The organism is Burkholderia sp. Z1, from assembly GCF_014893795.1.
GTDB lineage: Bacteria > Pseudomonadota > Gammaproteobacteria > Burkholderiales > Burkholderiaceae > Burkholderia > Burkholderia theae.
In genome coordinates, this window is the sequence record NZ_JACFYL010000001.1 from 1610638 (window position 1) to 1637025 (window position 26388).

Annotated in this window: 20 protein-coding genes; 15 read left to right on the plus strand and 5 right to left on the minus strand. The window is 68.8% G+C overall.

Features of this window, described 5'->3' with window-relative positions:
- Positions 1–36: 36 nt before the first annotated feature.
- The 9 genes from H3H55_RS07475 to H3H55_RS07515 all read left to right on the plus strand — a co-directional run bounded on the left by H3H55_RS07475 (position 37) and on the right by H3H55_RS07515 (position 13030).
- Positions 37–3267, plus strand: a complete 3231-nt coding sequence (locus H3H55_RS07475) for a GLUG motif-containing protein (protein ID WP_193098177.1) — start codon at positions 37–39, stop codon at positions 3265–3267.
- 400 nt (positions 3268–3667) lie between these two features.
- Complete coding sequence (locus H3H55_RS07480) at positions 3668–7102, plus strand: GLUG motif-containing protein (protein WP_193098178.1); 3435 nt, start codon at positions 3668–3670, stop codon at positions 7100–7102.
- Between the two features lie 289 nt (positions 7103–7391).
- Positions 7392–7928: an NUDIX domain-containing protein gene (locus H3H55_RS07485; RefSeq protein WP_193098179.1), complete on the plus strand. Its 537-nt coding sequence runs from the start codon at positions 7392–7394 to the stop codon at positions 7926–7928.
- A gap of 139 nt (positions 7929–8067) precedes the next feature.
- Entirely contained in the window at positions 8068–8505 is a 438-nt protein-coding gene (locus tag H3H55_RS07490; RefSeq protein ID WP_129514340.1) for an acyl-CoA thioesterase, read from the plus strand.
- Positions 8506–8514: 9 nt separating this feature from the next.
- Positions 8515–9450, plus strand: coding sequence for a branched-chain amino acid ABC transporter permease (locus H3H55_RS07495; protein ID WP_193098180.1), 936 nt, complete (start codon positions 8515–8517; stop codon positions 9448–9450).
- Positions 9443–10672 carry a branched-chain amino acid ABC transporter permease gene (locus H3H55_RS07500; protein ID WP_193098181.1) on the plus strand — a complete coding sequence of 410 codons (1230 nt, stop codon included), beginning with the start codon at positions 9443–9445 and terminating at the stop codon, positions 10670–10672. The genes H3H55_RS07495 and H3H55_RS07500 overlap by 8 nt, the downstream gene beginning before the upstream one ends.
- The gene (locus tag H3H55_RS07505; protein WP_193098182.1) at positions 10669–11421 is read left to right on the plus strand and encodes an ABC transporter ATP-binding protein; all 753 of its coding nucleotides are present in this window, start codon (positions 10669–10671) and stop codon (positions 11419–11421) included. Before H3H55_RS07500 ends, H3H55_RS07505 begins: the two co-directional genes overlap by 4 nt.
- A complete protein-coding gene (locus tag H3H55_RS07510) occupies positions 11418–12122 on the plus strand; it encodes an ABC transporter ATP-binding protein (protein ID WP_193098183.1) in 705 nt (234 codons plus the stop codon). The genes H3H55_RS07505 and H3H55_RS07510 overlap by 4 nt, the downstream gene beginning before the upstream one ends.
- 161 nt (positions 12123–12283) lie before the next feature.
- Positions 12284–13030, plus strand: coding sequence for a glucose 1-dehydrogenase (locus H3H55_RS07515; protein ID WP_193098184.1), 747 nt, complete (start codon positions 12284–12286; stop codon positions 13028–13030).
- A 56-nt stretch (positions 13031–13086) separates the two neighbouring features.
- Here the strand turns inward: H3H55_RS07515 and H3H55_RS07520 are convergent, their stop codons facing one another.
- The 5 genes from H3H55_RS07520 to H3H55_RS07540 form a co-directional block, all read right to left on the minus strand.
- Complete coding sequence (locus tag H3H55_RS07520) at positions 13087–13581, minus strand: heme-degrading domain-containing protein (protein ID WP_193098185.1); 495 nt, start codon at positions 13579–13581, stop codon at positions 13087–13089.
- An 82-nt stretch (positions 13582–13663) separates the two neighbouring features.
- Positions 13664–14482: a 5-deoxy-glucuronate isomerase gene (gene iolB, locus H3H55_RS07525; protein WP_193098186.1), complete on the minus strand. Its 819-nt coding sequence runs from the start codon at positions 14480–14482 to the stop codon at positions 13664–13666.
- 53 nt (positions 14483–14535) lie between these two features.
- Complete coding sequence (gene iolE / locus H3H55_RS07530) at positions 14536–15465, minus strand: myo-inosose-2 dehydratase (RefSeq protein WP_193098187.1); 930 nt, start codon at positions 15463–15465, stop codon at positions 14536–14538.
- Between the two features lie 59 nt (positions 15466–15524).
- On the minus strand, positions 15525–17408 hold the full coding sequence (iolD, locus tag H3H55_RS07535; protein WP_193098188.1) for a 3D-(3,5/4)-trihydroxycyclohexane-1,2-dione acylhydrolase (decyclizing): 1884 nt from the start codon (positions 17406–17408) through the stop codon (positions 15525–15527).
- A 45-nt stretch (positions 17409–17453) separates the two neighbouring features.
- Positions 17454–19412 (minus strand): bifunctional 5-dehydro-2-deoxygluconokinase/5-dehydro-2-deoxyphosphogluconate aldolase, encoded by a 1959-nt coding sequence (locus H3H55_RS07540; protein WP_193098189.1) that lies wholly within the window; start codon positions 19410–19412, stop codon positions 17454–17456.
- Between the two features lie 306 nt (positions 19413–19718).
- Between H3H55_RS07540 and H3H55_RS07545 the strand changes: the two genes are divergently transcribed.
- The 6 genes from H3H55_RS07545 to H3H55_RS07570 all read left to right on the plus strand — a co-directional run bounded on the left by H3H55_RS07545 (position 19719) and on the right by H3H55_RS07570 (position 26356).
- Entirely contained in the window at positions 19719–20645 is a 927-nt protein-coding gene (locus tag H3H55_RS07545) for a sugar ABC transporter substrate-binding protein (protein ID WP_048244139.1), read from the plus strand.
- A 68-nt stretch (positions 20646–20713) separates the two neighbouring features.
- Positions 20714–22309 (plus strand): sugar ABC transporter ATP-binding protein, encoded by a 1596-nt coding sequence (locus H3H55_RS07550; RefSeq protein WP_129514351.1) that lies wholly within the window; start codon positions 20714–20716, stop codon positions 22307–22309.
- Positions 22310–22335: 26 nt separating this feature from the next.
- Positions 22336–23361: an ABC transporter permease gene (locus H3H55_RS07555; protein ID WP_193098190.1), complete on the plus strand. Its 1026-nt coding sequence runs from the start codon at positions 22336–22338 to the stop codon at positions 23359–23361.
- A 44-nt stretch (positions 23362–23405) separates the two neighbouring features.
- Complete coding sequence (locus H3H55_RS07560; protein ID WP_193098191.1) at positions 23406–24317, plus strand: sugar phosphate isomerase/epimerase family protein; 912 nt, start codon at positions 23406–23408, stop codon at positions 24315–24317.
- A gap of 59 nt (positions 24318–24376) precedes the next feature.
- Entirely contained in the window at positions 24377–25390 is a 1014-nt protein-coding gene (locus H3H55_RS07565; RefSeq protein WP_193098192.1) for a Gfo/Idh/MocA family oxidoreductase, read from the plus strand.
- A 39-nt stretch (positions 25391–25429) separates the two neighbouring features.
- Entirely contained in the window at positions 25430–26356 is a 927-nt protein-coding gene (locus H3H55_RS07570; RefSeq protein WP_129514354.1) for a TIM barrel protein, read from the plus strand.
- The last annotated feature ends 32 nt before the right edge of the window (positions 26357–26388 follow it).

The following is a 26388-nucleotide window of genomic DNA, read 5'->3' on the forward strand; positions in this document are numbered from 1 at the left end:
CGCGAGCATTCAAATATCAAATAAAGAGGATTCCAAATGAATAAGGCCTATTCACTGGTATGGAACGAAGCGCAGGGCGGCTGGTGCGCGGTGAGCGAAACCGCGCGCCGTCGTGGCAAGGCAGGTAGCGGCAAGCGCCTGCTGGCGGCGGGGGTGTCGCTGCTGGGTCTGGCGGCAACGAGCGCCTACGCGCTGCCGACGGGCGGCGCGGTGGCGTCGGGGCAAGCCGACATCGCGACGTCGACGGACGGCAAGACGATGTCGATCAATCAGCACACGAACAAGCTGATCACGAACTGGCAGGACTTCAGTGTGGCGGGCGGGGAGCGCGTGTCGTTCCAGCAGCCGACGAGCCAGTCGATCGCGCTGAACCGGGTGATCGGCACGAACGGCAGCCAGATCCACGGCCAGATCGACGCGAACGGCAACGTGTTCGTGGTGAACCCGAACGGTGTGGTGTTCGGCGCGGGCGCGCAGGTGAACGTGGGTGCGCTGGTCGCATCGACGAAGGACGTGTCGGACAAGGATTTCCTTGCAGGCAACTACCGGTTCGCCGGTGCATCGGGGCAGTCGGTGGAGAACGCCGGGAAGATCACGGCGGCCGAAGGCGGCAGCGTCGCGCTGTTGGGCGCGCGAGTATCGAACTCGGGTGTGATTCGTGCACAGGCCGGCAGCGTGGCACTGGGCGCGGGTAGCGCGTTCACGGTGAACTTCGACGGCAACGGTCTGCTGAACCTGCAGGTGGAGGGCGGCGCGATCGATGCGCAGGCGCGCAACGGCGGGTTGCTGAAGGCGGACGGCGGCGAAGTGCTGATGACGGCGCGCGCGGCGAACGGCCTGCTGAACGCGGTGGTGAACAACAGCGGGACGATCGAGGCGCAAGGGCTGAGCGCGCGCAACGGGAAGATCGTGCTGGATGGCGGGCTGGTGCAGGTCGCCGGGAAGCTGAACGCGGCTGGCGGCAACGTAACGACGCGAGGTGAGCGAGTGCAGGTATCGCGCGATGCACAGGTCGATACGCGCAGCGCGTCGGGCCGAACGGGCACATGGACGATCGAGTCGGCGAACGCGAACGTCGATGGCGCGGACGCTGCGATCGGTGCGGCAACGCTGTCGCGCACGCTGGGCACGACGAACGTCGCACTGACGAACACGTCGGGCGACCTGACGGTCGACGGCGCGGTGAACTGGACGAGCGACCACGGGCTGACGTTGACGTCGAACAAGGGCGACGTCGCGCTGAAGCGGTCGCTGTCCGCAAGCGGTGCAAAAGCGGGCGTATCGGCGAACGCGGCAGGCGAGATCCGCGTGGACGACAAGCTGGCACTGACGGGCGAGCAGGCACGACTGGAACTGAACTCGATGAAGGGCCGGCGGTTCACGCAGGACAACGCATCCGTGACGCTGTCGGGCCGCGATGCGTCGTTCTCGTCGAACGGCGAAGCGTATCAGGTGATTCACGACGTGGCGGGCCTGCGCAACGTGGACCGCAACCTGACGGGCCGCTACGTGCTGGGTAACGCGATCGACGGCAAGGGCGGGGCGTTCCAGAGCATCGGTGCGAACGGTTCGTTCGACGGCGTATTCGACGGCCTTGGCAACACGATTTCACGACTGTATGTCACCGGGAGCACCCCGTCCGTCGGGCTGTTCGCCGAGAACCGTGGGCGCATCGCCAATCTCGCGCTTGATTCGTTTGCCGTGAGCGGCGCGTCGAATGCCCGCGATTCGATGGTCGGCAGCCTGGCCGGCTACAACCGCGGGACGGTCTCGAACGTCCGCGCGACGGGGATGAGCGTCTCGTCCTCGTCCGCCGACCGGGGCCGGCACGATGTCGGGGGGCTCGTCGGCGTGAACGACGGCGGCGTCATCGACGGCGCGCGCTTCCAGGGGCGTATCACCGGCTACAGCAGAGCAATGTCGGTGGGCGGGATAACCGGCCAGAACGTCTCCGGTGCGCGAATCGCGAACAGCCGCGTCGATGCCGAGATCGCGAGCAAGGGGTCGTCGTCGGTCGGCATGTACATAGTGGGTGGTCTCGTCGGCACGAACTGGAACTCGACCGTAACGGATTCGTCGAGCAGCGGGAAACTGTCGGTGGGCGACAACACGTTCGCGGGCGGCCTGGTCGGCTTCACGGTCGGCGGCGCGATCGCTCGCTCGAATGCGTCGATGGCCGTGTCGGCCGGTAAAGAGGGCTATATCGGCGGCGCGGTCGGCTGGAACGTCAGTGCGGCGTTGTCGAACGTGTCGGCGAGCGGCAGCGTCAGCGCAACGTCCGGGGCGATGGTCGGTGGTCTGGTCGGCAACAACGGTGGCACCATCCGCGACGCATCGGCGAGCGGTAACGTCAGCGCAGCGTCCGGGGCAAAGGTCGGCGGTCTGGTCGGCGGCAACGACGGCACCATTCGCGATGCAACGGCGAGCGGCAGCGTCTTCGCGAAGGCCGGCAGCACCATCGGCGGGTTCGTCGGCAGCAACGACGGTGGCGAGATCAGTCGGTCGCATGCGTTCGGCAACGTGAGCGGAAGCGGGGCGGCCGCGGTTGGCGGCTTCGCGGGCGCGAACGTCGGCGGTGTCCTCGCCGACGTATCGGCGACGGGGCGCGTGACCGATGCCGCGCACGGCGTCGTCGGCGGCCTGGTCGGCAAGAACGCCGGTGAAATTCGCAAGGGTGTGGCGGAAGGTGACGTGAACGCGGGCAACGACAGCATCGTCGGCGGGCTCGTGGCCGTCAACGACGGGAAGATCGACGATTCGCGGTCGAGCGGTGCGGTGCGCGGCGGCCTGGAGAACCGGATCGGCGGGCTCGTCGGCGAGAACCGCGGCACGATTGCATCGTCGAGCTCGACGTCGAACGTTTCCGCGGAGCGCGACAGCTACGTGGGCGGCGTGGTCGGCTACAACAAGGGCCGGGACGCCATCGTGAGCGACTCGCAGGCGTTCGGCAGCGTGGCGGCTGTCGGCGCGCGCTTCATCGGCGGGTTTGCCGGGTGGAACGAGGCGTTGATCACCGATTCGGAATCGTCGGGCACGGTGTCGAGCATGGCTTCGTTGGGCGGCGGTTTCGTGGGCGGTAACGGCGGCACGATTCGCTCGTCGCGGACCAGTTCGAAGGTCGAATACGCGGCGCAGGCGCGGCCGGTGTTTCTCGGCGGTTTCGCTGCAGTCAACGCGGGAATCATCGAATCGAGCCATACGACGGGCGCGGCATCGACTGAACCGTTCACCGGTTTGAATATCGGCATGATCGACGGCAAGCGGTAATCCGCGTCAACGCGGGGTGTGGCGTTGCGCACGGCCCGGTGCCGCCGCCCGCCCATCCCGCTCCTCGAGGGCGGTAATCGAGCCGCGGCGGCCCGTTCGCGACGGGCCGGCTTTCCGGTGTCGAACGAAGCGATGCCGGCGTGCCCGGTACGTGTGATGTCGACCTCCGCGAGGCAGGCCGCGAATCGCTTCTTGCCGCCCTCCATTTTTAAATTCATCCAGGTATGCAAATCGACTGGCTATGCCGGGTCGATCCCCGCGCGTATCAGCTCGGCGGCGCGCAGGATCGACGGCATGCCTGTCGGGCGTATGGGTTCAGGCTGCCCGGCGGTGCCGGGTGGCGTGATCGGAGGTCCGTCGAAGACGGGCCAGTTGAAACGTAGATTAAAGAGGATTCCAAATGAATAAAGCCTACTCGCTGGTATGGAACGAAGCGCAGGGCGGTTGGTGTGCGGTGAGCGAAACGGCGCGCCGTCGCGGCAAGACGGGCGGCAAGCGCCTGCTGGCGGCGGGGGTGTCGCTGCTGGGTCTGGCGGCAACGAGCGCCTACGCGTTGCCGACGGGCGGTGCGGTGGCGTCGGGGCAAGCCGACATCGCGACGTCGGCGGACGGCAAGACGATGTCGATCAACCAGCACACGGACAAGCTGATCACGAACTGGCAGGACTTCAGCGTGGGTGGCGGCGAGCGCGTGTCGTTCAAGCAGCCGGACGTCAAGTCGATCGCGCTGAACCGCGTGATCGGGACGAACGGTAGCCAGATCCACGGCCGGATCGACGCGAACGGCAAGGTGTTCGTGGTGAATCCGAACGGCGTGGTGTTCGGCGCGGGCGCACAGGTGAACGTGGGTGGTCTGGTGGCGTCGACGAAGGACGTGTCGGACAAGGATTTCCTCGCAGGTAACTACCGGTTTGCCGGTGCATCGGGGCAGTCGGTGGAGAACGCCGGGACGATCACGGCGGCCGAAGGCGGCAGCGTGGCGCTGCTGGGCGCGCGGGTGTCGAACACGGGCGTGATCCGTGCACAGGCGGGCCGCGTGGCGCTGGGCGCGGGTGACGCGTTCACCGTGAACTTCGACGGCAACGGCCTGCTGAACCTGCAGGTGGAAGGCGGTGCGATGGATGCGCAAGCGCACAACGGCGGGTTGCTGAAGGCGGACGGCGGCGAGGTGCTGATGACGGCACGCGCAGCGAACGGTTTGCTGAACGCGGTGGTGAACAACAGCGGGACGATCGAAGCGCAGGGGTTGAGCACGCGCGACGGGAAGATCGTGCTGGATGGCGGGCTGGTGCAGGTCGCCGGGAAGCTGAACGCGGCTGGCGGCAACGTAACGACGCGAGGTGAGCGAGTGCAGGTATCGAGCGATGCACAGGTCGATACACGCAGCGCGTCGGGTCGCACGGGTACGTGGACGATCGAATCGGCGAATGCGAACGTGGGGCATGCGGATGGCACGCAACACGTTTCGACGGTCGATGGGACGGACACGAACGTCGATAATGCGGACGCGGCGATCGGCGCGACGACGCTGTCGCGTGCGTTGAACACGACGAACGTCGCGTTGACGAACACGGCAGGCGATCTGACGGTAAACGGCGTGGTGAACTGGACGGGCGATCATGCATTGACGCTCACGTCGCAAAAGGGCGACGTCGCGCTGAAGCAGTCGTTGACGGCGAGCGGCGCAAAAGCGGGCGTGTCGGCGAATGCGGCGGGCGAGATTCGCGTGGACGACACGCTGGCGCTGACAGGCGAGCACGCACGCCTCGAACTGAATTCGACGAAGGGCCACCGGTTCACGCAGGACAACGCGTCGGTGACACTGTCGGGCCGCGATGCGTCGTTCTCGTCGAACGGTGAAGCGTATCAGGTGATCCACGACGTCGCGGGCCTGCGCAATGTCGACCGCAACCTGAGAGGCCGCTACGTGCTCGGCAACGCGATCGACGGCAAGGGCGCGGCGTTCCGGAGCATCGGCGCGAACGGTGCGTTCGACGGCGTGTTCGACGGCCTCGGCAATACCATCGGCGATCTGTCGATCTCCAATCAGGGCGGCAACGCCGTCGGCCTATTCGCGTTCAACGCGGGCCGCATCGCCAACCTCGGGCTGGACAAGGTGTCGACGCGCGCGGTCGTGCCGTCCTACTGGTCGCCCGTCAGCGTCGGCACGCTGGCCGGCTACAACATGGGCACGATCTCGGACGTGAAGGCGACCAACGTCGCCGTAAGCGGCGACGGGCACGCGATCGTCGGCGGCCTCGTCGGCAGCAACTTCGGCGGCACGATCGAGCGCGCATCCGTGGCGGGGCGTGTCGACGGCGGCAGGGATGCGCTGAACGTCGGCGGCCTGGCCGGTGAAAACATCGCGTTCGTCTCGCTCGACGACGCGATGATCCGCGACAGCCGTGCCGACGTCCAGGTCGTCAGTTCGTCGAGCGGCAGCGCAGGCGGGCTGGTCGGAGACAACCGCGGGAGGGTCGATGCGTCGACGGTCACCGGCACCGTGACCGCGCTCGGCACCGGCGCCCGTGTCGGCGGCCTCGCCGGCGCCAACAACGGCGGTGCGATTGACGCATCGACGGCCGCCGCGGATGTGCGGGCCGCACGCAACGCATCGGTGGGCGGTCTGGTCGGTTACAACGCGGGCCGGGTGGACGCGTCCGGGTTCAAGGGCATCGTGGCGGCAAGCGACAGTGCTCGTGTGGGCGGGCTGGTCGGCGAAAACCGTGGCGTCGTCAATGCGTCGGCGGCCGCCGGTCGGGTGATGGCCGGTGCGTCGAACGTCGGCGGCCTCGTGGGCGCCAACTTCGCGAGCGTCCGCGAATCGACGTCCAGCGTCGCCGTGGAGGCAGGCGCTGCCGGCGTGGCTGGCGGGCTGGTCGGCCATAACGTCGGCAAGATCGATGCGTCGAGCGCGAACGGCTACGTCGCGGTGGGCACGAACGGCATCGCGGGCGGGCTTGCCGGCCGCAATGCGGCGACCGGCGAAGTGCTTGCGTCGTCCGCGAGCGGCGACGTCTTCGCACGCGACTACGCAACGGCGGGTGGCCTCGTCGGCGTGAACGACGGCGCGATTCGCGCATCGTCGGCGCGCGGCACCGTGGTGGCAGGCATGCTCGGGCAGGCCGGCGGGCTGGTCGGCGTCAATACCGGGAACGTGCGGGCATCCGATTCGACGGGTTCGGTGGCGGGCGACATCTCGAGCGTCGCCGGTGGCCTCGTGGCAACCAACAGCGGCGTCATCGACGGATCGTCGGCAGCGGGCGAGGTCTGGACCGCATTCGACAGCATCGCCGGCGGGCTGGTCGGCCGCAACACGGGTTCGGTGCTCAAGTCCGACGCGAAGGGTGCGGTCACCGTGATGGGTGCGGGCAAGGCAGGCGGCCTGATTGGCTTCAACGCCGGCCGCGTGTCCGGGGCGAGTGCGTCCGGCGATGTTCTGGCCGATCGCCGCAGCGCTGTCGGTGGCCTGGTCGGTGAAAACTACATGGGCGCATCGGTGGAACAGTCCAGCGCGACCGGTTCGGCGAGCGGCGGCCACGATAGCTACGTCGGCGGCCTGGTCGGCTTCAACAGCGGGGCGATCGCATCGTCGTCGTCGGCCGGCACGGTTTCCGGCGGCTACTACGCGCGGCTCGGCGGCCTGGCGGGCGCGAACTTCGGCTGGATCGACAGCTCGACGACGAAAACCCGTGTCGCGCTGACGCCGGGGTACGCGCAGCAGTCCGGCGTGCTCGTGGGCCTGAACTTCGGCAATGTGACCGGCAGCAGCACGACCGGCAACAACGCCGGGATGCCGCTCGCCGGTATCAACTACGGCAGCATCCGCGACTGACCGGCGCCGTCCGTGCCGGCTACGGTCTGACCGGCCCGCGACGGCCTGAGCGGGACGGCAGGCCGCCGCATGCCGAAAGGAGGGCGCGGCGCGTCGGGCATGCGCATCGGCGCGTCGCCCGGCCGGGGCGAGGGCAGGCGAATCGCATCGTCCGCACCGTTCCGGCCGGCTCATCCTGTCATCGCTGAAAGCCTCGGCGCGGCGCAAACTCGCTAGAATCGAGACTTTCCCGCGCCGAGCGCGAACGGGGCCGCCACTGCAGGCGGCCCCGTTCGCCCTGTCTCCATCGATGACCACCGCCGACTACCGTTTTTGTCCACGCTGCGCCAGCCCGCTGACCGAGCGCGCCGATCCCGACCATGAAGGCGGCCGCGTTCGCCAGGCCTGCCCCGACGACACCTGCGGTTACGTGCACTGGAACAACCCGCTGCCCGTCGTCGCGGCGATCGTCGAACTCGACGGCAAGATCCTGCTCGCACGCAATGCGGCGTGGCCCGAAGGGATGTTCGCGCTGATCACCGGCTTCCTCGAGAACGGCGAAACGCCCGAGGACGGCATCGCGCGCGAGGTGTTCGAGGAAACGGCGCTGAAGGCCGAGCACGTGTCGCTCGTCGGCGTCTACGAATTCATCCGCAAGAACGAACTGATCATCGCGTACCACGTGCGCGCGTCGGGCACCGTCGCGCTGTCGCCGGAACTGCTCGAATACAAGCTCGTCGATCCGCCGCTGCTGCGCCCGTGGCGCGCCGGCACCGGCATCGCGCTCGCCGACTGGATGCGCGCGCGCGGCCTCGATTTCGAGTTCGTCGACCGGCCGGGGCAGTGACGGGCCGGCCCGTGCGCAGGGTTTCATCCGCCGTGCCGCGCGCGATCGCGACGCGGCACTTCGCTTCCTGCCGGCGCGCCGTGCCGTACGGCCGCCGCGCTTCGTTCGCATCGCTTCCAACGTCCTGACCGCCATCGCCATGTCCGACAAGCCGCAGCCGCGTCCGCGCGACGCCTACCGCCACTTCCTGCCGATCACGACCCGCTGGATGGACAACGACGTCTACGGGCATGTGAACAACGTCGTCTACTACAGCTACTTCGACACCGTCGTGAACGCGTACCTGATCCGCGCGGGCGTGCTCGACGTCGAGCACGGGCAGACGATCGGGCTGGTGGTCGAGACGCAGTGCAACTACTTCGCGCCGCTCGTGTTTCCGCAGTCGGTCGACGCGGGGCTGCGGGTCGTCAAGCTCGGCACGTCGAGTGTGCGCTACGAGATCGGGCTGTTCGCGCAAGGCGATGCCGCGCCCGCCGCGCAGGGGCATTTCGTGCACGTGTACGTCGATCGCGGCACGCGCCGCCCCGTGCCGCTGCCCGACGCGCTGCGCGCCGCGCTCGAATCGCTCGCGGCCTGACGCTACGCGGTGCACGCGTTCGCGCTCCAGGCCTTCAACGGCCTCAGCTACGGCTTGCTGCTGTTCATGCTGTCGGCCGGCCTCACGCTGATCTTCAGCGTGCAGGGCGTGCTCAACTTCGCGCATGCGAGCTTCTACATGCTGGGTGCGTATGTCGGCTACAGCATCGCGTTGCGCGCGGGCTTCTGGCCCGCGCTCGTGCTCGCGCCGCTCGCGGTCGGGTTGCTCGGCGCCGGCTGCGAACGCTGGCTGCTGCGCCGCGTGCAGGCACGCGGTCATACGAGCGAGCTGCTGCTGACCTTCGGCCTCGCCTACCTGATCGGCGAGGGCGCGAAACTCCTGTGGGGTCTCGCGCCGCTGCCGGCACCCGTGCCGCCGCTGTTCGACGGTGCGCCCGTGACCGTGTTCGGCCTCGCGCTGCCGCGTTACCGGCTGTTCATGATGGGGATGTCCACCGCGATGCTGGTCGCGCTCGGCGCGCTGCTGCGCGTGTCGCGCGTCGGGCTCGTCGTGCGTGCCGCGCTCACGCACCGCGCGGCCGTCGAAGCGCTCGGCTACGACGTGCCGCGCGTGATGACGGGCCTGTTTGGCGCGGGCACCGCGCTCGCGGCGCTGGCCGGCGTGATCGGCGCGCCGTTGGCGGTGATCGAGCCCGCGCTGGCCGAGACCGTCGGGTCGGTCGTGTTCGCGGTCGTCGTGATCGGCGGGCTCGGCTCGCTCGGCGGCGCGTTTGCCGCGTCGCTCGCGGTCGGTTTCGCGCAGACCTTCGCGGCCGCGAGCGACACGTCGCTGCGCGACCTCGCGTTATGGGCCGGTATCGCGCTGCCCGACAGCGTGGCCGCGGTGTCGATCGCGCAACTGGCGCCGCTGGTGCCGTACCTGCTGCTGGTCGCGGTGCTGGTCGCGCGGCCGCGCGGGCTGTTCGGCGAGCGCGCCGATGCGTAGCCGCACGCTCGCCGGCCTCGCGCGCTGGGCGCTGTTCGCCGCGTGCGTCGCGCTGCCCGCATGGCTGTGGCCGCATGGCGCGGTGCTCGGTTATCTCGCGCAGACGGCCGCGCTCGTCGTGCTCGCGCTGTCGTACAACCTGCAGCTCGGCACGACCGGGCTGCTGTCGTTCGGCCATGCGGCATTCGCGGGCCTCGGCGCGTTCGCGGCCGCGCACTGGTTCAACCGCTTCGGCGGCCCGCTGCCGCTGTTGCCGCTCGTCGGCGGCGCGGCCGGAGCGGGCTGCGGGTTCGTCGCCGGGCTGCTCGCGACGCGCCGTTCCGGCACCGCGTTCGCGATGATCACGCTCGGGCTCGGCGAATGTGTCGCGGCCGCCGCGTGGAGCGTACCCGCGTGGTTCGGCGGCATCGGTGGCGTGCCGATCGACCGCGCGAGCGGCACGCCGTGGGGCAACTGGCATTTCGGTGCGCCGGCGCACGCGTATGCGGTGATCGCCGCGTGGTGCGTCGCGTCGGCGTGGGCCATGCACGCGTTGACGCGCACGCCGCTCGCACGGCTCGCGAACGCGGTGCGCGACAACCCCGTGCGGGTCGCCGCGCTCGGCACCGATCCGCGCCGCGTGCGGCTCGCGATGGTCACTTGCGCGTCGTTTTTCGCGGGCATCGCCGGCACGCTGACGCTGATCGACGTCGAGATCGCGACGCCCGACAGCGTGTCGATGGCGCGCTCGGCGACCGTGCTGATCGCCGCGGTGATCGGCGGCACCGGCGCGTTCTTCGGGCCGGCGGCCGGCGCGGCCGTGCTGACCGCGCTGAGCGTCGTCGTTGCGGGCGTGTCGCGCGCGTGGGCACTGTATCTCGGCGTGCTGTTCGTCGTGATCGTCGTGGCCGCGCCGGGTGGGATCGCGGGCATCGCGCAAGCGCTCGCGCATGCAATGCGGCGCGACGCGCCGGCCGCCGAGCGGTGGCGCATGTTGTGCGGCGTCGGCGCGTGCGTGTTCTGGGGCGTCGCGATCGTCTGCGCGGCCGAGCTCGGTTATGCGTGGCGCTTCGCGCAGGACGACGGCGCGGGTCTTGCGTTCGGCGCATGGGGCATCGACGCCGATACGCCGGCCGGCTGGGCCGTCGCGTGCTCGGCGGCCGGTATCGGCACGCTGCTGTGGGGCTGGCGCGCGCGGCTCGTGCCGGGCGGGCAGGCCGGCAAGCGGGAGGACGGGCGATGAACGGCAACGCGATCGCGCTTCATGGCATCGTGCAGCGTTTCGGCGCGCAGACGGTGCTCGACGGCGTCGAATTGAGCATCGCGGCCGGCGAGCGCCATGCGCTGATCGGGCCGAACGGTGCGGGCAAGTCGACGCTGTTCGGCGTGATCGCGGGCGCAACGCGGCCGACGCGCGGGCGCGTCGTGCTGCACGGCGTCGAGTTGCGCGGGCGCGGGCCGGTCGTCGCGAGCCGCCTCGGCATCGGCCGCAGTTTCCAGCAGACGAGCGCGTTCGCGCGGCTGACCGTGCTCGACAACCTGCGCTGCGCGGCGCTGCATGCGCCGGCCGAACGGCGGCGCTGGTGGAACCGGCTGCGCGAAGCGGCGTCGGTCGATCTCGCGGCCGCGCGCGTGCTGCACGACATCGGTCTCGACGCGCGGCGCGACACGCCGGCCGCCGAACTGAGCTATGCGGAGCAGCGCGCGCTCGATCTCGGGATCGCACTCGCGAGCGGTGCACGCACGCTGCTGCTCGACGAGCCGACGGCCGGCATGAGCCGCGCGCAGGCGGCGCGGATGATCGCGCTGATCCGGGCGACGACGCAGGGCCGCACGGTGCTGATGATCGAGCACGACATGGATGCGGTGTTCGGCTTCGCCGAGCGCATCACGGTGCTCGTGCGCGGCACGGTGGTCGCGACCGGCGCGCCCGATGCGATCCGCGCGGATCCTGCCGTGCGCGCTGCGTACCTCGGCGAGGGCGGCGCATGAGCACGCTGCTCGACATTCGCGGCCTGCGCGCGTGGTACGGGATGCAGCCGGTGCTCGACGGCGTCGATCTCGCGCTCGCGCCGGGCGAGACGCTCGCGCTGCTCGGCCGCAACGGCTCGGGGCGCTCGACGCTCGCGAAGGCCGTGATGGGGCTCGTCCGCACGGCCGGCTCGGTGCGCATCGCCGGTGCCGAGTGCGTGGGCGCGCGCACGTTCGAGATCGCGCGGCACGGCGTTGCTTACGTGGCCGAAAGCCGCGACGTGTTCCCGCTGCTGAGCGTGCGCGACAACCTGCGGCTCGGGCTGCGCGGCACGCGTGGCGTGGCCGAACGCGCGGCGCTCGAACGCCTGTTCGATCGCTTTCCGCTGCTGGCCGCGCGCGCGGACGTCAAAGCGGGGCGGCTGTCGGGCGGCGAGCAGCAGGTGCTCGCGCTGGTCCGTGCGCTCGCCGGCAGCCCGCGCGTGCTGATCGTCGACGAACCGGCCGAAGGGCTCGCGCCGCTCGCGGTCGACGAAGTCGGTGCGTGCCTTGCCGCGCTGCAGGCCGACGGCGTCGCGATCGTGCTGATCGAGCAGCGGCTGCAGTTCGCGCCGCGGCTCGCGCGGCGCGTCGCGGTGATGGGGCGCGGACGGATCGTCTACGACGGCGCGCTCGACGGCCTCGGCGGCGAGGTCGCCAACGCGTGGCTGAGCGCCGGTTGACGGCGCCGGCTCGATTGTTCGGCTGGCCCCACCAGTCAATTCGCGTCGAGCCGCTTTATTGCCGTTACGCGACGCCGTACATTGCCAGCCATGCCGGTGCGCCGCGTCAGCGCGGCAACCGGCGTCATCTATCGAACGTCTTCTGACTGAGGAATGAAATCATGAGCAAGCTGGCAGGCAAGGTAGCGATCGTCACGGGCGGATCGAAGGGCATCGGCGCAGCGATCGCCAGGGCGCTGGCCGCGGAAGGCGCGTCGGTCGTCGTCAACTATGCGAGCAGCAAGACGGGCGCCGACGCGGTCGTGAGCGCGATCGTCGAAGCGGGCGGCCGGGCGGTCGCGGTCGGCGGCGACGTGTCGAAGGCAGCCGACGCGCAGCGCATCGTCGAGTCGGCGATCGACACGTACGGCCGTCTCGACGTGCTCGTCAACAATTCCGGCGTGTACGAATTCGCGCCGATCGAAGCGATCACCGAGGAACACTACCGCCGGCAGTTCGACACGAACGTGTTCGGCGTGCTGCTCGTGACGCAGGCGGCCGTCAAGCATCTCGGCGAAGGCGCGAGCATCATCAACATCAGTTCGGTGGTGACCAGCATCACGCCGCCCGCCAGCGCGGTGTACAGCGGCACCAAGGGCGCGGTCGACGCGATCACCGGCGTGCTCTCGCTCGAACTCGGCCCGCGCAAGATCCGCGTGAACGCGATCAACCCGGGCATGATCGTGACCGAGGGCACGCACACTGCTGGCATCATCGGTTCCGATCTCGACAAGCAGGTGCGCAGCGAGACGCCGCTCGGCCGCCTCGGCGAGCCGGACGACATCGCGTCGGTCGCGGTGTTCCTCGCGTCGGACGATGCGCGCTGGATGACCGGCGAGCACCTCGTCGTGAGCGGCGGATTGAACTGATCCTGCGGAACGGCGGGTCGGCGTGCATGCGCCGATCGCGCCGACTACATCGTTCGTTACGCGAGCATCGCCAGCGCGTACCCGCCGACGTGCCACTGCAGGCTCTCGACGACGAGCGCGTGATTGTCCTCGGAGTCGAGCCCCGCGATCGTCATCACGCCGACGATGCCGGCCCCGGCAATCCGCAACGGCACGCCGCCGCCGTCGAGCGCGTAGTCGTCTTCCGATAATCCCTGCGACTGCAGCGACCAGCCGGCGCGGCGAAAGCGCTCGCCGACCGCGAGCGAACTCAATCCGAAACGCAATACCGTGTTCTGCCGCCGGCGGATCGCCTCGCTGTCGTCCGCGTGGCTGCCGTCGAGCGCGCAGTAGAAGAGCGGCGCCTGCTCGCCGGCGATGCTCACCGCGATCGGCAGCCCGCGCCGCGTGGCGAGGTTGACCGCGATTTCACCCATCCGGCGGGCGACGGCGGCATTGAAGCGCGGCAGCGCCGGATTCGACGCGTCGTCGTCGAAGGGATGGGGTTCGAGGCGAAAGAGGGTCGTGACCATGGCGGCTCCGTGTCGTCGCCGGCTCTGTGTGCGCGTGCCGGGCGTCGCGTCGTCACGGGCCGCGCGCGGGCCCGTCTTTCGTTCAGCGTTTCGGCGCGGCGTCGAGCATCCACTCGTGCGCGGGATCGTTCTTGAACGCCCACGCGCGGCTCGGCCCGGCCATCACGTTCAGGTAGTACAGGTTGTAGCCGTGCGGCGCGACGACCGGGTGGTAGCCGCGCGGCACCATCACGACGTCGTGGTTCTCGACCGCGCATGCTTCGTCGAGGCTGCGGTCGTCCGTGTACACGCGCTGGAACGCGAAGCCCTGCGGCGGATCGATCCGGTGGTAATAGGTTTCCTCGAGCGAGGTTTCGTCGGGTGCAGCGTCGCGGTCGTGCTTGTGCGGCGGATAGCTGCTCGAATGGCTGGCCGGCGTCACGACTTCGACCACGAGCAGCCGGTCGGCGGCCGGGTTGTCGCCCATCAGGATGTCGCACACGTAGCGCGTGTTGGTGCCTTGCCCGCGCACCGAGCGGCGCATCCGTTCGCCGTCGAGGCGCCGTACCGGCTTGTCGCCGCTCGCGTATGGCGCGGTGCACAGCGCGATTTCCGCATCGCGCGTCGCGACCAGCGTGACGGTCTTGCCGCCCGGCACGTACAGCGCGTCCGGCGAGACGTCCTCGAACACGCTGTCGCGCTTGCCGAGTGCATCGTGGGTTTCGCCGTCGACGCTCGCGCGCACCGTGCCCGTGAGCACGACGACGCACAGCTCGCGCGTGCCGGTGTCGAGCGTTTCGGTGTCGCCCGCCTTCAGGCGCAGCGCGCGAAAACCGACATGCTTCCAGCCGGCCGATTCGGGCGTGACGTTGCAGATTTCGCGGTCGGAAGAGGCCTTGACCAGCAGGGGAGAAATCGTCATGGGGTGGGGCTCCGCAACAGGGTGGGGCTCAAGGGTCCGGGGGCGCAAGCGCTTTACGCGCTCAACCGGTCGACGATCGCGCGCAGCGACTCGTAACCCTTCTTCGCATACGCATAGCTCGGCGCGACGGCCGGATCCTGCTCGGCTTCCACGACGAGCCAGCCTTCGTAACCGGCGTCCTTCAGCGTGCGCAGCGTCGCGTCGTAGTCGAGCGCACCGTCACCCGGCACCGTGAAGGTGCCGTTGATCACGCCGTTCAGGAAACTCCAGCCGTCGTTGCGCGCCTGCGTGACGACCTGCGCCCGCACGTCCTTGCAATGCACGTGGACCACGCGCGACACGTGCTTCTTCAGCAGCGTCACCGGGTCGGCCGCGCCGCCGAAATACGCGTGGCCCGTGTCGAACAGCAGGAACACCTTGGCCGGATCGGTCAGCGCCATCAGCCGGTCGACGTCGTCGGGCGACTCGACGTACGCGCCCATGTGGTGATGGTAGGCGAGCTTGATGCCGTACGTGTCGAGCAGGTGTGCGCCGAACGAGTCGAGGCGCGCCGCGTAGCGCTGCCACGCGGCATCGTCGACGAAGCGCGGCCGCTTCGCGACCGGCGTGTCGATGTTCCCCTGGATCGTGCCCGCGCATTCGCCGTAGACGACGACCTTCACGTCGTTGTACTGCAGCTTCGTCAGGTGCGCGCGGCAGCGTTCGATTTCCGCCGCGACCGCATCGGCGTCGCTCATGCCCGGTTCGACTTCCGCGAGAAAGCCCGAATACCAGCCCGACACGCACACGAGCCCGAACTCGGCGAGCTTCGCCTTCAGCTCGGGGCCCGTCTTCGGAAACTTGTTGCCGAGCTCGAAGCCCGCGTAGCCGATCTCGGCGCCTTCCTTCAGCGCCGTTTCGAGCGGCGTCTCGCCGCCGAGCGACGGCAGGTCGTCGTTCATCCACGACAGGGGATTGATACCGATGCGGACGTTCCAGCTCATGACGTGCTTCCTTGGTTCGAATATTGGGTTCGCGATGCGGGTTCGTGGGTGGCGCGGCATCAGCGCCGCTGCCGGATCTTCGCGTCGATGTACGCGCGGTGCGCCTGCTCGACGCCGGCGCGCGCGGACACCTGCGGCACCGCGACTTCCCACCACGCGCCGCCGTCGTCGGTCGTGCGCGTGTGCGTGGTGTCGATCACGAGCACCTGGCTTGTCGTTGCCGCGCGTGCACGCTTCATTTCGCTGCGCAGCTCGCCGATGTCGCGCACGTGCACGGCTTCGGCGCCCATCGCGCGCGCATGCATCGCGAAGTCGATCGTCGAACGTTCGCCGCCTTCCGGCACGCAGTCGTCGAGCATGTTGTTGAAGCTCGCGCCGCCGCAATTCAGCTGCAGCCGCTCGATGCAGCCGTAACCGCGGTTGTCGAGGATCACGACGATGAGCTTGCGGCCGAGCATCACGGAGGTGGCGAGTTCCGCGTTGAGCATCATGTACGAGCCGTCGCCGACGATCACGATCACTTCGCGCTCGGGCCGCGCGAGCTTCGCGCCGAGACCGCCCGCGACCTCGTAGCCCATGCACGAGTACGCATAGTCCATGTGGTAGTTGCCCGGCACGCCGCTGCGCCACAGCTTGTGCAACTCGGCGGGCAGCGTGCCGGCCGCGCACACGACGAGATCGTCGCGCGCGCTGTCGCACCCCGCGTCGGCCGCGGAATCGCGCACCGCGCCGATCACTTCCGCGTCGTACGGCAGCGTGTCCTGCGGCACGCGCGTCGTCAGCTCGGTGACGCGCGCGTTCCATGCGGCGGCCTGATCGCGGTTGGCGGCCGTCCATGCCGGATCGGCGCGCCAGCCGGCCAGCGCGGCCGACAGCTGGCCGAGGCCGGTGCGCGCATCGGCGACCAGTTGCCGGCCGCGCTTCTTGCCCGCGTCGAACGGCTGCACGTTCAGGCTCAGCAGCGTCGCGTCGCCATAGAGCGCGTGCGAGCCGGTGGTGAAGTCCTGCAGCCGCGTGCCGACCGCGAACACGACGTCGGCCTGCGCGGCCGCGCGGTTCGCGGCGGGCGAGCCCGTCACGCCGATCGACCCGAGGTTCAGCGGATGGTCCCACGCGAGGCTGCCCTTGCCGGCCTGCGATTCGGCGACCGGCACGCCGTGCGTATCCGCAAACGCGCGCAGCGCGTCCCACGCCTGGCTGTACAGCACGCCGCCGCCGGCGACGATCAGCAGTTTCTTCGCGGCCTTCAGCACGTCGAGCGCATCGGCGAGTTCGAGCGCGTCGGCCGGCGGCCGGCGCATCCGGATCACCGGCGGCGCGAAGAAATCCTCGGGCCAGTCGTACGCGAAGGTCTGCACGTCCTGCGGCAGCGCGAGACACACGGGGCCGCACTGCGCGGGGTCGGTCATCACCTGGATCGCGCGCGGCAGCGCGATAAGCAACTGCTCGGGCGACGTGATCCGGTCGAAGTAGCGCGTGACGGGGCGGAAGCAGTCGTTCGCGCTGACGTCGCCCTGTTCGAAATCCTCGATCTGCTGCAGCACCGGGTCGGGCAGCCGCGACACGAACACGTCGCCGGGCAGCAGCAGCAGCGGCAGGCGGCCGACGTGCGCGAGCGCGGCCGACGTCAGCATGTTGGTCGCGCCGGGGCCGATGCTCGACGTCGCGGCCATCATCCGCTGGCGGAAATTCGCTTTTGCGAATGCGACGGCCGCGTTGGCCATCCCTTGTTCGTTATGCGCGCGGAACGTCGGCAGCCGGTCCCGCTCGGCGTGCAACGCTTCGCCGAGCCCGGCCACGTTGCCGTGGCCGAAGATCGCGAATACGCCGCCGCAGTACGGCAGGATCTCGGTGCGGCCGTCGGGCTGGACGACTTCGGCGCGCAGGGCGGCCAGGTAGCGCACGAGCGCCTGGCTGACGGTCAGTCTCACGGTAGAGGTCATGTCGGTCGGTGAGGAGGATTCGGGTGGATCATCACGGGCGTCGTGTCAGGCCGCGGCGGCGCGGGCGGCCGCGGCACGGCGGCCGAGCCATGCGTCCACGAGCTGCGCGAAGTTGCCGGCGACTTCGTCGACCAGCGCCTGGTCGTCGATCCGGCCGGCGAACCAGTTCAGCGACGCATCGGCCCACAGCGTGCGCCCGACCATGAAGCCCTTGACGATCGGGTTGGTCGCCGAGCGGAAGCTGTCGACCAGATATTGCAGCGGCTGGTTCAGCCCGAGGATCACCGCGCCGCGGCAATGCGGGTCGCGCTCGGCGATCAGCGCGGCGAGTCGCGTCCAGCCGTCGGCGCTTAGCGGCGTGAGCTTCCACCATTCGGGCATCACGCCGAGGTTGTAGAAGCGCGCGATCGTGCGCAGCACCGCGTCGTCCTCGGTGCCGGCCGGTGTGACCGCGCGCGGCGGAATCATTTCCAGCAGCAGTTCGTTGCCGCTGGCACGCGTGGCTTCCCACAGTTCCAGCACGCGCTGTTCCTGTTCGACGCGCAGGTCGACCTGGTCGTCGGGGTGATAGTGAACGAGGCACTTCACGACCTGTTCGGTCGGCCAGTGCGTGAGCGACGAGCCGACCGAACGCGTGTCGTCGAAACGCAGCGGCCGCGAGCCCGGCAGCTCGACCGGGCGGCCGACCCACCAGCCGCGACCGGTGGCCGACGCAAGCGCGTCGCTGCCGTAGCCGCCGCCGTCGATCAGCACGCCGACATGGCCTTCGATATGACGATCGCGCTCGACCTGCTCGACCGCGCGCACGAGCAGGCGCTTCAGCGTCTTGATCCGCGCTTCGTCCGCGCCGGCCTGCACCGCGAGTTCGTAGAACTGGCTGCGATGGTCGAACGCCATCACGCACAGGTCGTCCCATTCGCGGCGCGGCACCGTGACGCGATGCAGGTGCGCGAGCGTGCGGTCGGCGTCGACCACCGGATTGCGGTTGCCGTCGAACCAGTGCGCGAGTTCGGCCGGCGTCGGCATCGCGGCCGAGCACGCATGGCGCGACACGACGATGGCGCCGCACGCGTTCGCGATGCGCGTCGAATCGGCCCAGTCGCGGCCGCGCAGCAGTCCCGACAGCAGGCCCGACAGGAACGCGTCGCCCGCACCGAGCACGTTGAGCACCTCGACGCGTTCGCCGAGAAACGTCGCCGCATCGTCGATGCGCGCGGGGATGTCGCCTTCGATCACGCAGCAGCCGAGCGCGCCGCGCTTGACGACCAGCGCGGCGTTCGTGATCCCGCGCACCGTCTGCAACGAACCGATCAGGTCGTGCGGCACGCCGCCCGCGATCAGGAATTCCTCCTCGGTGCCGACCAGCAGGTCGAATTCGCCGAGCACCTGCTGCAACTGCCGCGTCACCTGCGCGTCCGGCACGTAGCGGTTCTCGCCCGCACCGCGCGCGGTCAGCCCCCACAGCACCGGCCGGTAGTCGATGTCGAGGATCCGCACGACGCCGTGGCGGCGCGCGTAACCGAGCGCGGTCAGCGACGCCTCGCGCGTGGCCGGCGTCGACAGATGCGTGCCGGTGATCGCGAGCGCGCGGCAGCCGGCGATGAAGTCCTCGCGGATCTCGTCGGCGCGCACGGCCATGTCCGCGCAGTTCTCGCGCACGAACAGCAGCGGGAACGTGTCGCGATCCTTCAGCCCGAGCAGCACCAGCGCGGTGAGGCGCTCGCGGTCGGTCTGCAGCTGGCTCGTGTCGCAGCCTTCGCGCTCGAGCGTCTCGCGCAGGAAGCGGCCCATCTGCTCGTCGCCGACGCGCGAGATCATCGCGGTCTTCAGCCCGAGCCGGGCCACGCCGAACGCGACGTTGCCCGACGAGCCGCCGAGATACATCTGGAAGCTGCGCGCGTCCTCCAGGCGGCTGCCGTACTGCTGCGCATAGAGATCCACGGCCACGCGGCCGAGGCAGGCGAGATCGATGGGGCGGTCACTCGGAAAGTTCAGCAGGCTCATATCACGTGTCACGCTCGCGGCCGGCGTTCGGCGCTGCCGGCAGATTAGGGGACCGATCCGCCGGCGGCGGTCCGCATCGTGCGCTGCACGACGCGAGGCTGCCTGCCGCAAGGAATCGGGCTACGGACGCAGTCTAGACTTTTTGGAAATCCAGTTCCCTAGGTGAAATCACGTAGAAATAAATTTCCAAAATTTCGAGGAAGTGATCTACAGTTTCATCCGGATGCTTCAGTCCGTATCGGACTCGGCCCGGCGGCGCGCAACGTGCCGTCTTCCGCCCCCCGGAGATGAGGAGACAGAGTGATCATGAAGACCAAGCTGATGGCCGTCGCGGCCGCCGCGATCCTGGCTGCGCCGCTCGCGCACGCCGAGAAGATCGGCGTGACGATGGCGTCGTTCGACGACACGTTCCTGACGATCCTGCGCAACAGCATCACCGACGCGGCGAAGAAGGACGGCGCGACGGTGCAGATCGAGGATGGCGGCAATGACGTCGGCAAGCAGTTGAGCCAGGTCCAGAACATGATCGCGCAGAAGGTCGACGCGATCATCGTGAACGCGGTCGACACCGACGCGACGCCGAAGATCACGAAGATGGTGACGGCGGCGAAGATTCCGCTCGTCTACGTGAACCGCAAGCCGGTCGATTTCGACAAGCTGCCGGCCGGCGTCGCGGTCGTCGCGTCCGACGAGAAGCAGTCGGGCACGCTGCAGGCGCGCCAGGTGTGCAAGCTGCTCGGCGGCAAGGGCGACATCCTCGTGCTGATGGGCGAGCTGTCCAACGAATCGGCGCGCGCCCGCACCAAGGACATCGAGGACGTGATCGCGACGAAGGAATGCTCGGGCATGAAGATCGTCGACAAGCGCGAAGGCAAGTGGAGCCGCACGCAGGGCCAGGACATCACGATGAACTGGCTGAGCTCCGGGACGAAGTTCGACGCGATCGTGTCGAACAACGACGAAATGGCGATCGGCGCGATCAACGCGCTGAAGGCCGCGCGCAAATTGACGCCGAAGACCGTCGTCGCCGGCATCGATGCGACGCCGGACGGCCTCGCTTCGATGAAGAGCGGCGAACTGAAGGTGTCCGTGTACCAGAACGCGGCCGGGCAGGGCGCGCAGGCGGTTGCCACGGCGCTCAAGCTCGCGAAGAAGCAGAACGTCGACCGCTACGTGAACGTGCCGTTCGAGCTCGTGACGCCCGAGAACATGAACCAGTACGCGAAGCACTGACCGGCTTTTCCGTTGAACTGCGCGGGCCCGGCATGCCGGGTTCGCGTGCGACTTGTCGAGGAACGTCCATGTTTACAGCCAGGATCGCGCGCCCGATGGCCGGCGGCGACGCGCCGGCCTCTTCGTCCGGAGGATCGCCCGGCGCGTCCGGATCGTCCGGTTCACCGGCTTCTTCCACCGCCGACTGCGTGCTCGAAGTGCGTGGCGTCGGCAAGTCCTTTCCGGGTGTCATTGCGCTCGACGGCGTGCAGTTCCGCGTGCGCCGCGGCACCGTCCATGCGCTGATGGGCGAGAACGGCGCGGGCAAGTCGACGCTGATGAAGATCATCGCGGGCGTCTACACGCCCGACCAGGGCGAAATCCTGATCAACGGCGAACCCGTCGTGCTGAACGGTCCGCTCGATGCGCTCAATCGCGGGATCGCGATGATCCATCAGGAACTCAACCTGATGCCGTACATGACGGTCGCGGAGAACATCTGGATCCGCCGCGAACCGAAGAACCGCTTCGGCCTGATCGATCACGCGGAGCTGCGCCGCCGCACGGCCGCGCTGTTCGAGCGGCTGTCGATCGACATCGATCCGGAAACCGACGTGCGCACGCTGACCGTCGCGAGCCGCCAGATGGTCGAGATCGCGAAGGCCGTGTCGTTCGACTCGGACGTGCTGATCATGGACGAACCGACGTCGGCGCTGACCGACAAGGAAGTCACGCACCTGTTCCGGATCATTCGCCAGCTGCGCGAGCAGGGCAAGGGCATCGTCTACATCACGCACAAGATGAACGAGCTGTTCGAGATCGCCGACGAATTCTCGGTGTTCCGCGACGGCAAGTACATCGGCACGCATGCGTCGACCGACGTCACGCGCGACGACATCATCCGCATGATGGTCGGCCGCGAGATCACGCAGATGTTCCCGAAGGAGGAGGTGCCGATCGGCGACGTCGTGCTGTCGGTGAAGAACCTCGGCGTTGAAGGCGTGTTTCGCGACGTGAGCTTCGAGCTGCGCGCGGGCGAGATCCTCGGCGTCGCGGGCCTGGTCGGCTCGGGGCGCTCGAACGTCGCGGAGGCGCTGTTCGGCGTCGTGCCGGCCACCACCGGCGAGATCCGGATCGACGGCAAGCCGGTGCGGATCGCGACGCCCGCGCAGGCGATGAAGCACGGGATGGCGTTCCTGACCGAGGACCGCAAGGACACCGGCTGCTTCCTGAATCTCGACCTGCTCGCGAACATGGAAGCGGCGGTGCTCAGCAACCGCTACGTGAAGTTCAACTTCGTGCGGCAGGCGCAGCTCAAGCGCGACTGCGAGGAAATGAGCCGGACGCTGCGCGTGAAGACGCCCGGGCTGCACGAGGAAATCCAGAACCTGTCGGGCGGCAACCAGCAGAAGGTGCTGATTGGCCGCTGGCTGCTCACGCAGCCGCGCATCCTGATCCTCGACGAACCGACGCGCGGCATCGACGTCGGCGCGAAGGCGGAGATCCACCGGCTCGTCAGCGCACTCGCCGGCAAGGGCGTCGCCGTGTTGATGATCTCGTCGGAGATGCCGGAGGTGCTGGGCATGAGCGACCGGATCATGGTGATGCACGAAGGGCGCATGACCGGCATCGTCGAACGCAAGGACGCCGACCAGGTCCGCATCATGGATCTCGCGTCGCGCTGAGCCGAACCAAGATTGGAGACAAAGAAATGGGCAACCTGAACCCGGTCGCGGATGCGCAGACCATGACCATCAAGGCGCGGCACACGAAGTGGCCGCCCGAGCTGAGCATCTTCCTGGTGCTGGTCGGCATCAGCCTGTTCTTCGAGATCGTCGGCTGGATCGTCGTCGGCCAGAGCTTCCTGTTCAACGCCGAGCGGCTCGAGATCATCGTGCTGCAGATGGCCGTGATCGGCATCATCGCGGTCGGCGTGAACCTCGTGATCATCACCAGCGGGATCGACCTGTCGTCGGGGTCGGTCGTGGCCGCCGCGGCCGTCGTGTCGGCGAGCCTCGCGCAGGTGTCCGACTTCCCGCGCGCGGTGTTTCCGCATCTGACCGACCTGCCGATCATCTGGCCCGTGCTGGCCGGCATGTGCGTCGGGCTGCTGGTCGGGCTGCTGAACGGCTCGCTGATCGCGATGACCGGCATTCCGCCGTTCATCGCGACGCTCGGCACGATGGTGGCCGCGCGCGGGTTCGCGAAGTGGTTCACCAACGGGATGCCGGTGTCGATGCTGACCGATCAGTTCGCGGCGATCGGCGCGGGCGCCAACCCGGTGATCATCTTTCTCGTGATCGCCGCGATCTTCCACGTCGTGCTGCGCTACACGCGCTTCGGCAAGTACACGTACGCGATCGGCGCGAACCGTCATGCGGCCGTCGTGTCGGGTATCAACGTCACGCGTCACCTGGTGTTCGTCTATGCAATCGCTGGCCTGCTGAGCGGGATCGCCGGCACGGTAACGGCCGCGCGCGCGATCTCCGGCCAGTCGGGCATGGGCGTGATGTACGAACTCGACGCGATCGCGGCGGTCGTGATCGGCGGCACGTCGCTGTCGGGCGGCCTAGGGCGCGTGACGGGCACCGTGATCGGCGTGCTGATCCTCGGCGTGATGACGTCGGGCTTCACGTTCATCCGCATCGACGCGTATTACCAGGAGATGGTCAAGGGCGCGATCATCGTCGCGGCCGTGATCGCCGACCAGTACCGCAACAAGAAGTCGCGTCGCTGACCTCTGCCGGTCCGACTGGAATCCGCTATCGCCAAGGAATCCTGATGAAGATCGCGCTGGACCCTTACATGATTCGCCACCTGCCGCTCGACCGGCTGCCGCATGCGGTGGCCGAGCTCGGCTACGACCAGATCGAGCTGTCGCCGCGCAGCGACTTTCTCGACTGGTGGGTGATGCCGCGCGCGACGCGCGAGCGCATGGCCGGGTTCCGGCAGGCGATGCGCGCGAGCGGCGTCGGCCTCGCGTCGCTGCAGCCGATGTACCGGTGGGCGAGCCCGTTCGAGGACGAGCGGTCCTGGGCCGTGCGCTGCTGGAAGAAGGCGATCGAGGTCGCGGTCGAGATGGAGTGCACGCTGATGGTGTCGGAGTTCGGCCGCGGTGCGTCGCCCGAACGCTCGGTCGGCGAGCGGCCCGGCGCGAACCCGAAGGAGCTGTGCGAAGCCGCGTGGTTCCGGTCGATGGACGAGCTGCTGCCGATCCTCGAGCGCGAGCGCATCGTGCTGTCGGTCGAGCCGCATCCGGAGGACTGGATCGAGCAGCTGCAGCCGGCGATCGACATCGTCACGAACCTCGGCTCGTCGTCGCTGAAGCTGTCGTACATCGCGCCGCACACGTTCTACTACGGCGACGACATGGCCGCGATGATCGCGCAGGCCGCGCCGATCCTCGCGCACGTGCGCGTGGCCGACACCTTCGACCACCGCAAGAGCAGCCAGTTGCGCTACATCGTGAACCCGCCCGGTTCGAACCAGATCCGCGTGCACCAGCATCTCGACATCGGGCAGGGCGAGATCGACTGGGACATGTTCTTCCGCGCGCTCGGCGCCGCGGGTTTCGACGGCGTGATGTCGTCGTGCGTGTTCGCGTGGGAGGACCGCGCGGAAGCGTCGTCGCGCTACATGCGCGACACGATCCAGCGCTACGTCGATCGCCATTTCGATCACGCGGCGCGCTGAGAGATTGTTGACCGGCGCGGCACGGGCCGCGCCGCTGATGAATGACTGGAGACCTCTAGATGACCTTGCAAATCGGCGTGATCGGCTGCGGCGCGATCGGCCAGGACCATATCCGCAGACTGACCCGCACGCTGTCCGGCGCGCGCGTCGTGGCCGTCAACGACATCGATCCGCAGCAGGCGCGCGATGCGGTGTCGAAGTTCGGGCTCGATGCCGAGATCTATGCCGACGGCCATGACGTGGTCGCGGCCGCCGACGTGCAGGCCGTGCTCGTCACGTCGTGGGGGCCGACGCACGAAGCATTCGTGCTCGACGCGATCGCGCACGGCAAGACGGTGTTCTGCGAGAAGCCGCTCGCCGTCACGGCCGAAGGCTGCATGCGGATCGTCGAAGCGGAAGTCGCGCACGGCAAGCGGCTCGTGCAGGTCGGTTTCATGCGGCCTTACGACGACGGTTATCGCGCGCTGAAGCGCGTGATCGACAGCGGCGAGATCGGCGCGCCGCTGATGCTGCATTGCGCGCACCGCAACCAGTCGGTCGGCGAGCGCTACACGACCGACATGGCGATCACCGACACGCTGATCCACGAGCTCGACGTGCTGCGCTGGCTGCTCGGCGAGGACTACACGAGCGCGCAGGTCGTCTATCCGAAGAAGACGCGCCATGCGTCCGCGCATCTCGCCGATCCGCAGATCGTGCTGCTGGAAACCGCGAGCGGCGTGCGCATCGACGTCGAGATCTTCGTGAACTGCCAGTACGGCTACGACATCCAGTGCGAGGTGGTCGGCGAGCAGGGCATCGCGAAGCTGCCCGATCCGCCGGCCGTGGGGCTCAAGCGCGCGGCGCGGCAATCGGTCGAGATCATGACCGACTGGAAGGAGCGTTTCATCGCGTCGTACGACGTCGAGCTGCAGGCGTTCATCGACGGCGTGCGGCAGGGTGCGCTCACCGGCCCGTCCGCATGGGACGGCTACGCGGCGGCGGTCGCGGCCGACGCATGCGTGCGTGCGCAGCGCAGCGGCGCGGTCGAGCCGATCGCAATGGCCGATCGCCCCGCGTTCTATCGCGGCTGAAGCGTAGCCGCGCGCCGCTTACTTGCCGGACTGACCGACATGACGATGAAGATAGGTTGCGCCCCGTGCTGCTGGGGTGTCGACGACGTGAAGAACCCGCACCTGCCGCCGTGGCGGCACGTGCTCGCCGAGGCCGCGCAGGCCGGCTATTCGGGCATCGAGCTTGGGCCCTACGGCTATATCCCGCTCGAGCTCGACGTCGTGAGCGCCGAGCTCGAGCGGCAGCGCCTGAGCATTACCGCCGGCACGATCTTCGACGATCTCGTGTCGCCGGAGAACCTGCCGAACCTGTTGCGCCAGACGCGCGAGATCTGCGCGCTGATCACGCGGCTGCCGAAGCTGCCGACGCAGCAGGGCCAGCGCTACGCGGCGCCGTACCTGGTCGTGATGGACTGGGGGCACGAAGAACGCGACTACGCGGCCGGCCACGCCGATCGCGCGCCGCGGCTGTCTGACGAACGCTGGGTGCGGATGGTCGACCACATCCGGCAGATCGCGACGCTCGCGCGCGACGAGTTCGGCGTGCGCGCGGTGATCCATCCGCATGCGGGCGGCTACATCGAGTTCGCGGACGAGATCGACCGGATCGTCGCCGATCTTCCGGCCGACACGGTCGGCCTCTGCCTCGACACGGGCCACCTGCATTACTCGGGCATGGACCCGGAGACGTGGCTGCGCCGTCATGCGGCACGCGTCGACTACGTGCATTTCAAGGATATCGACGCGGCCGTGTACGACGCGGTGATGGGCGAGCACATCGCGTTCTTCGCCGCGTGTGCGCGCGGCGTGATGTGCCCGATCGGCACCGGCGTGCTCGACTACCGGGCGATCCGGCGCGCGCTCGACGACATCGGCTACGCGGGCTATATCACGATCGAACAGGAGCGCGATCCGCGCAATGCCGGCACGAGCCTGCGCGATGTTGCCGCGAGCCGCGCGTTTCTCGCGTCGGCCGGCTTCGCATGAGCTTTGCATGAGCTTCGCATGAACCCCTGAAC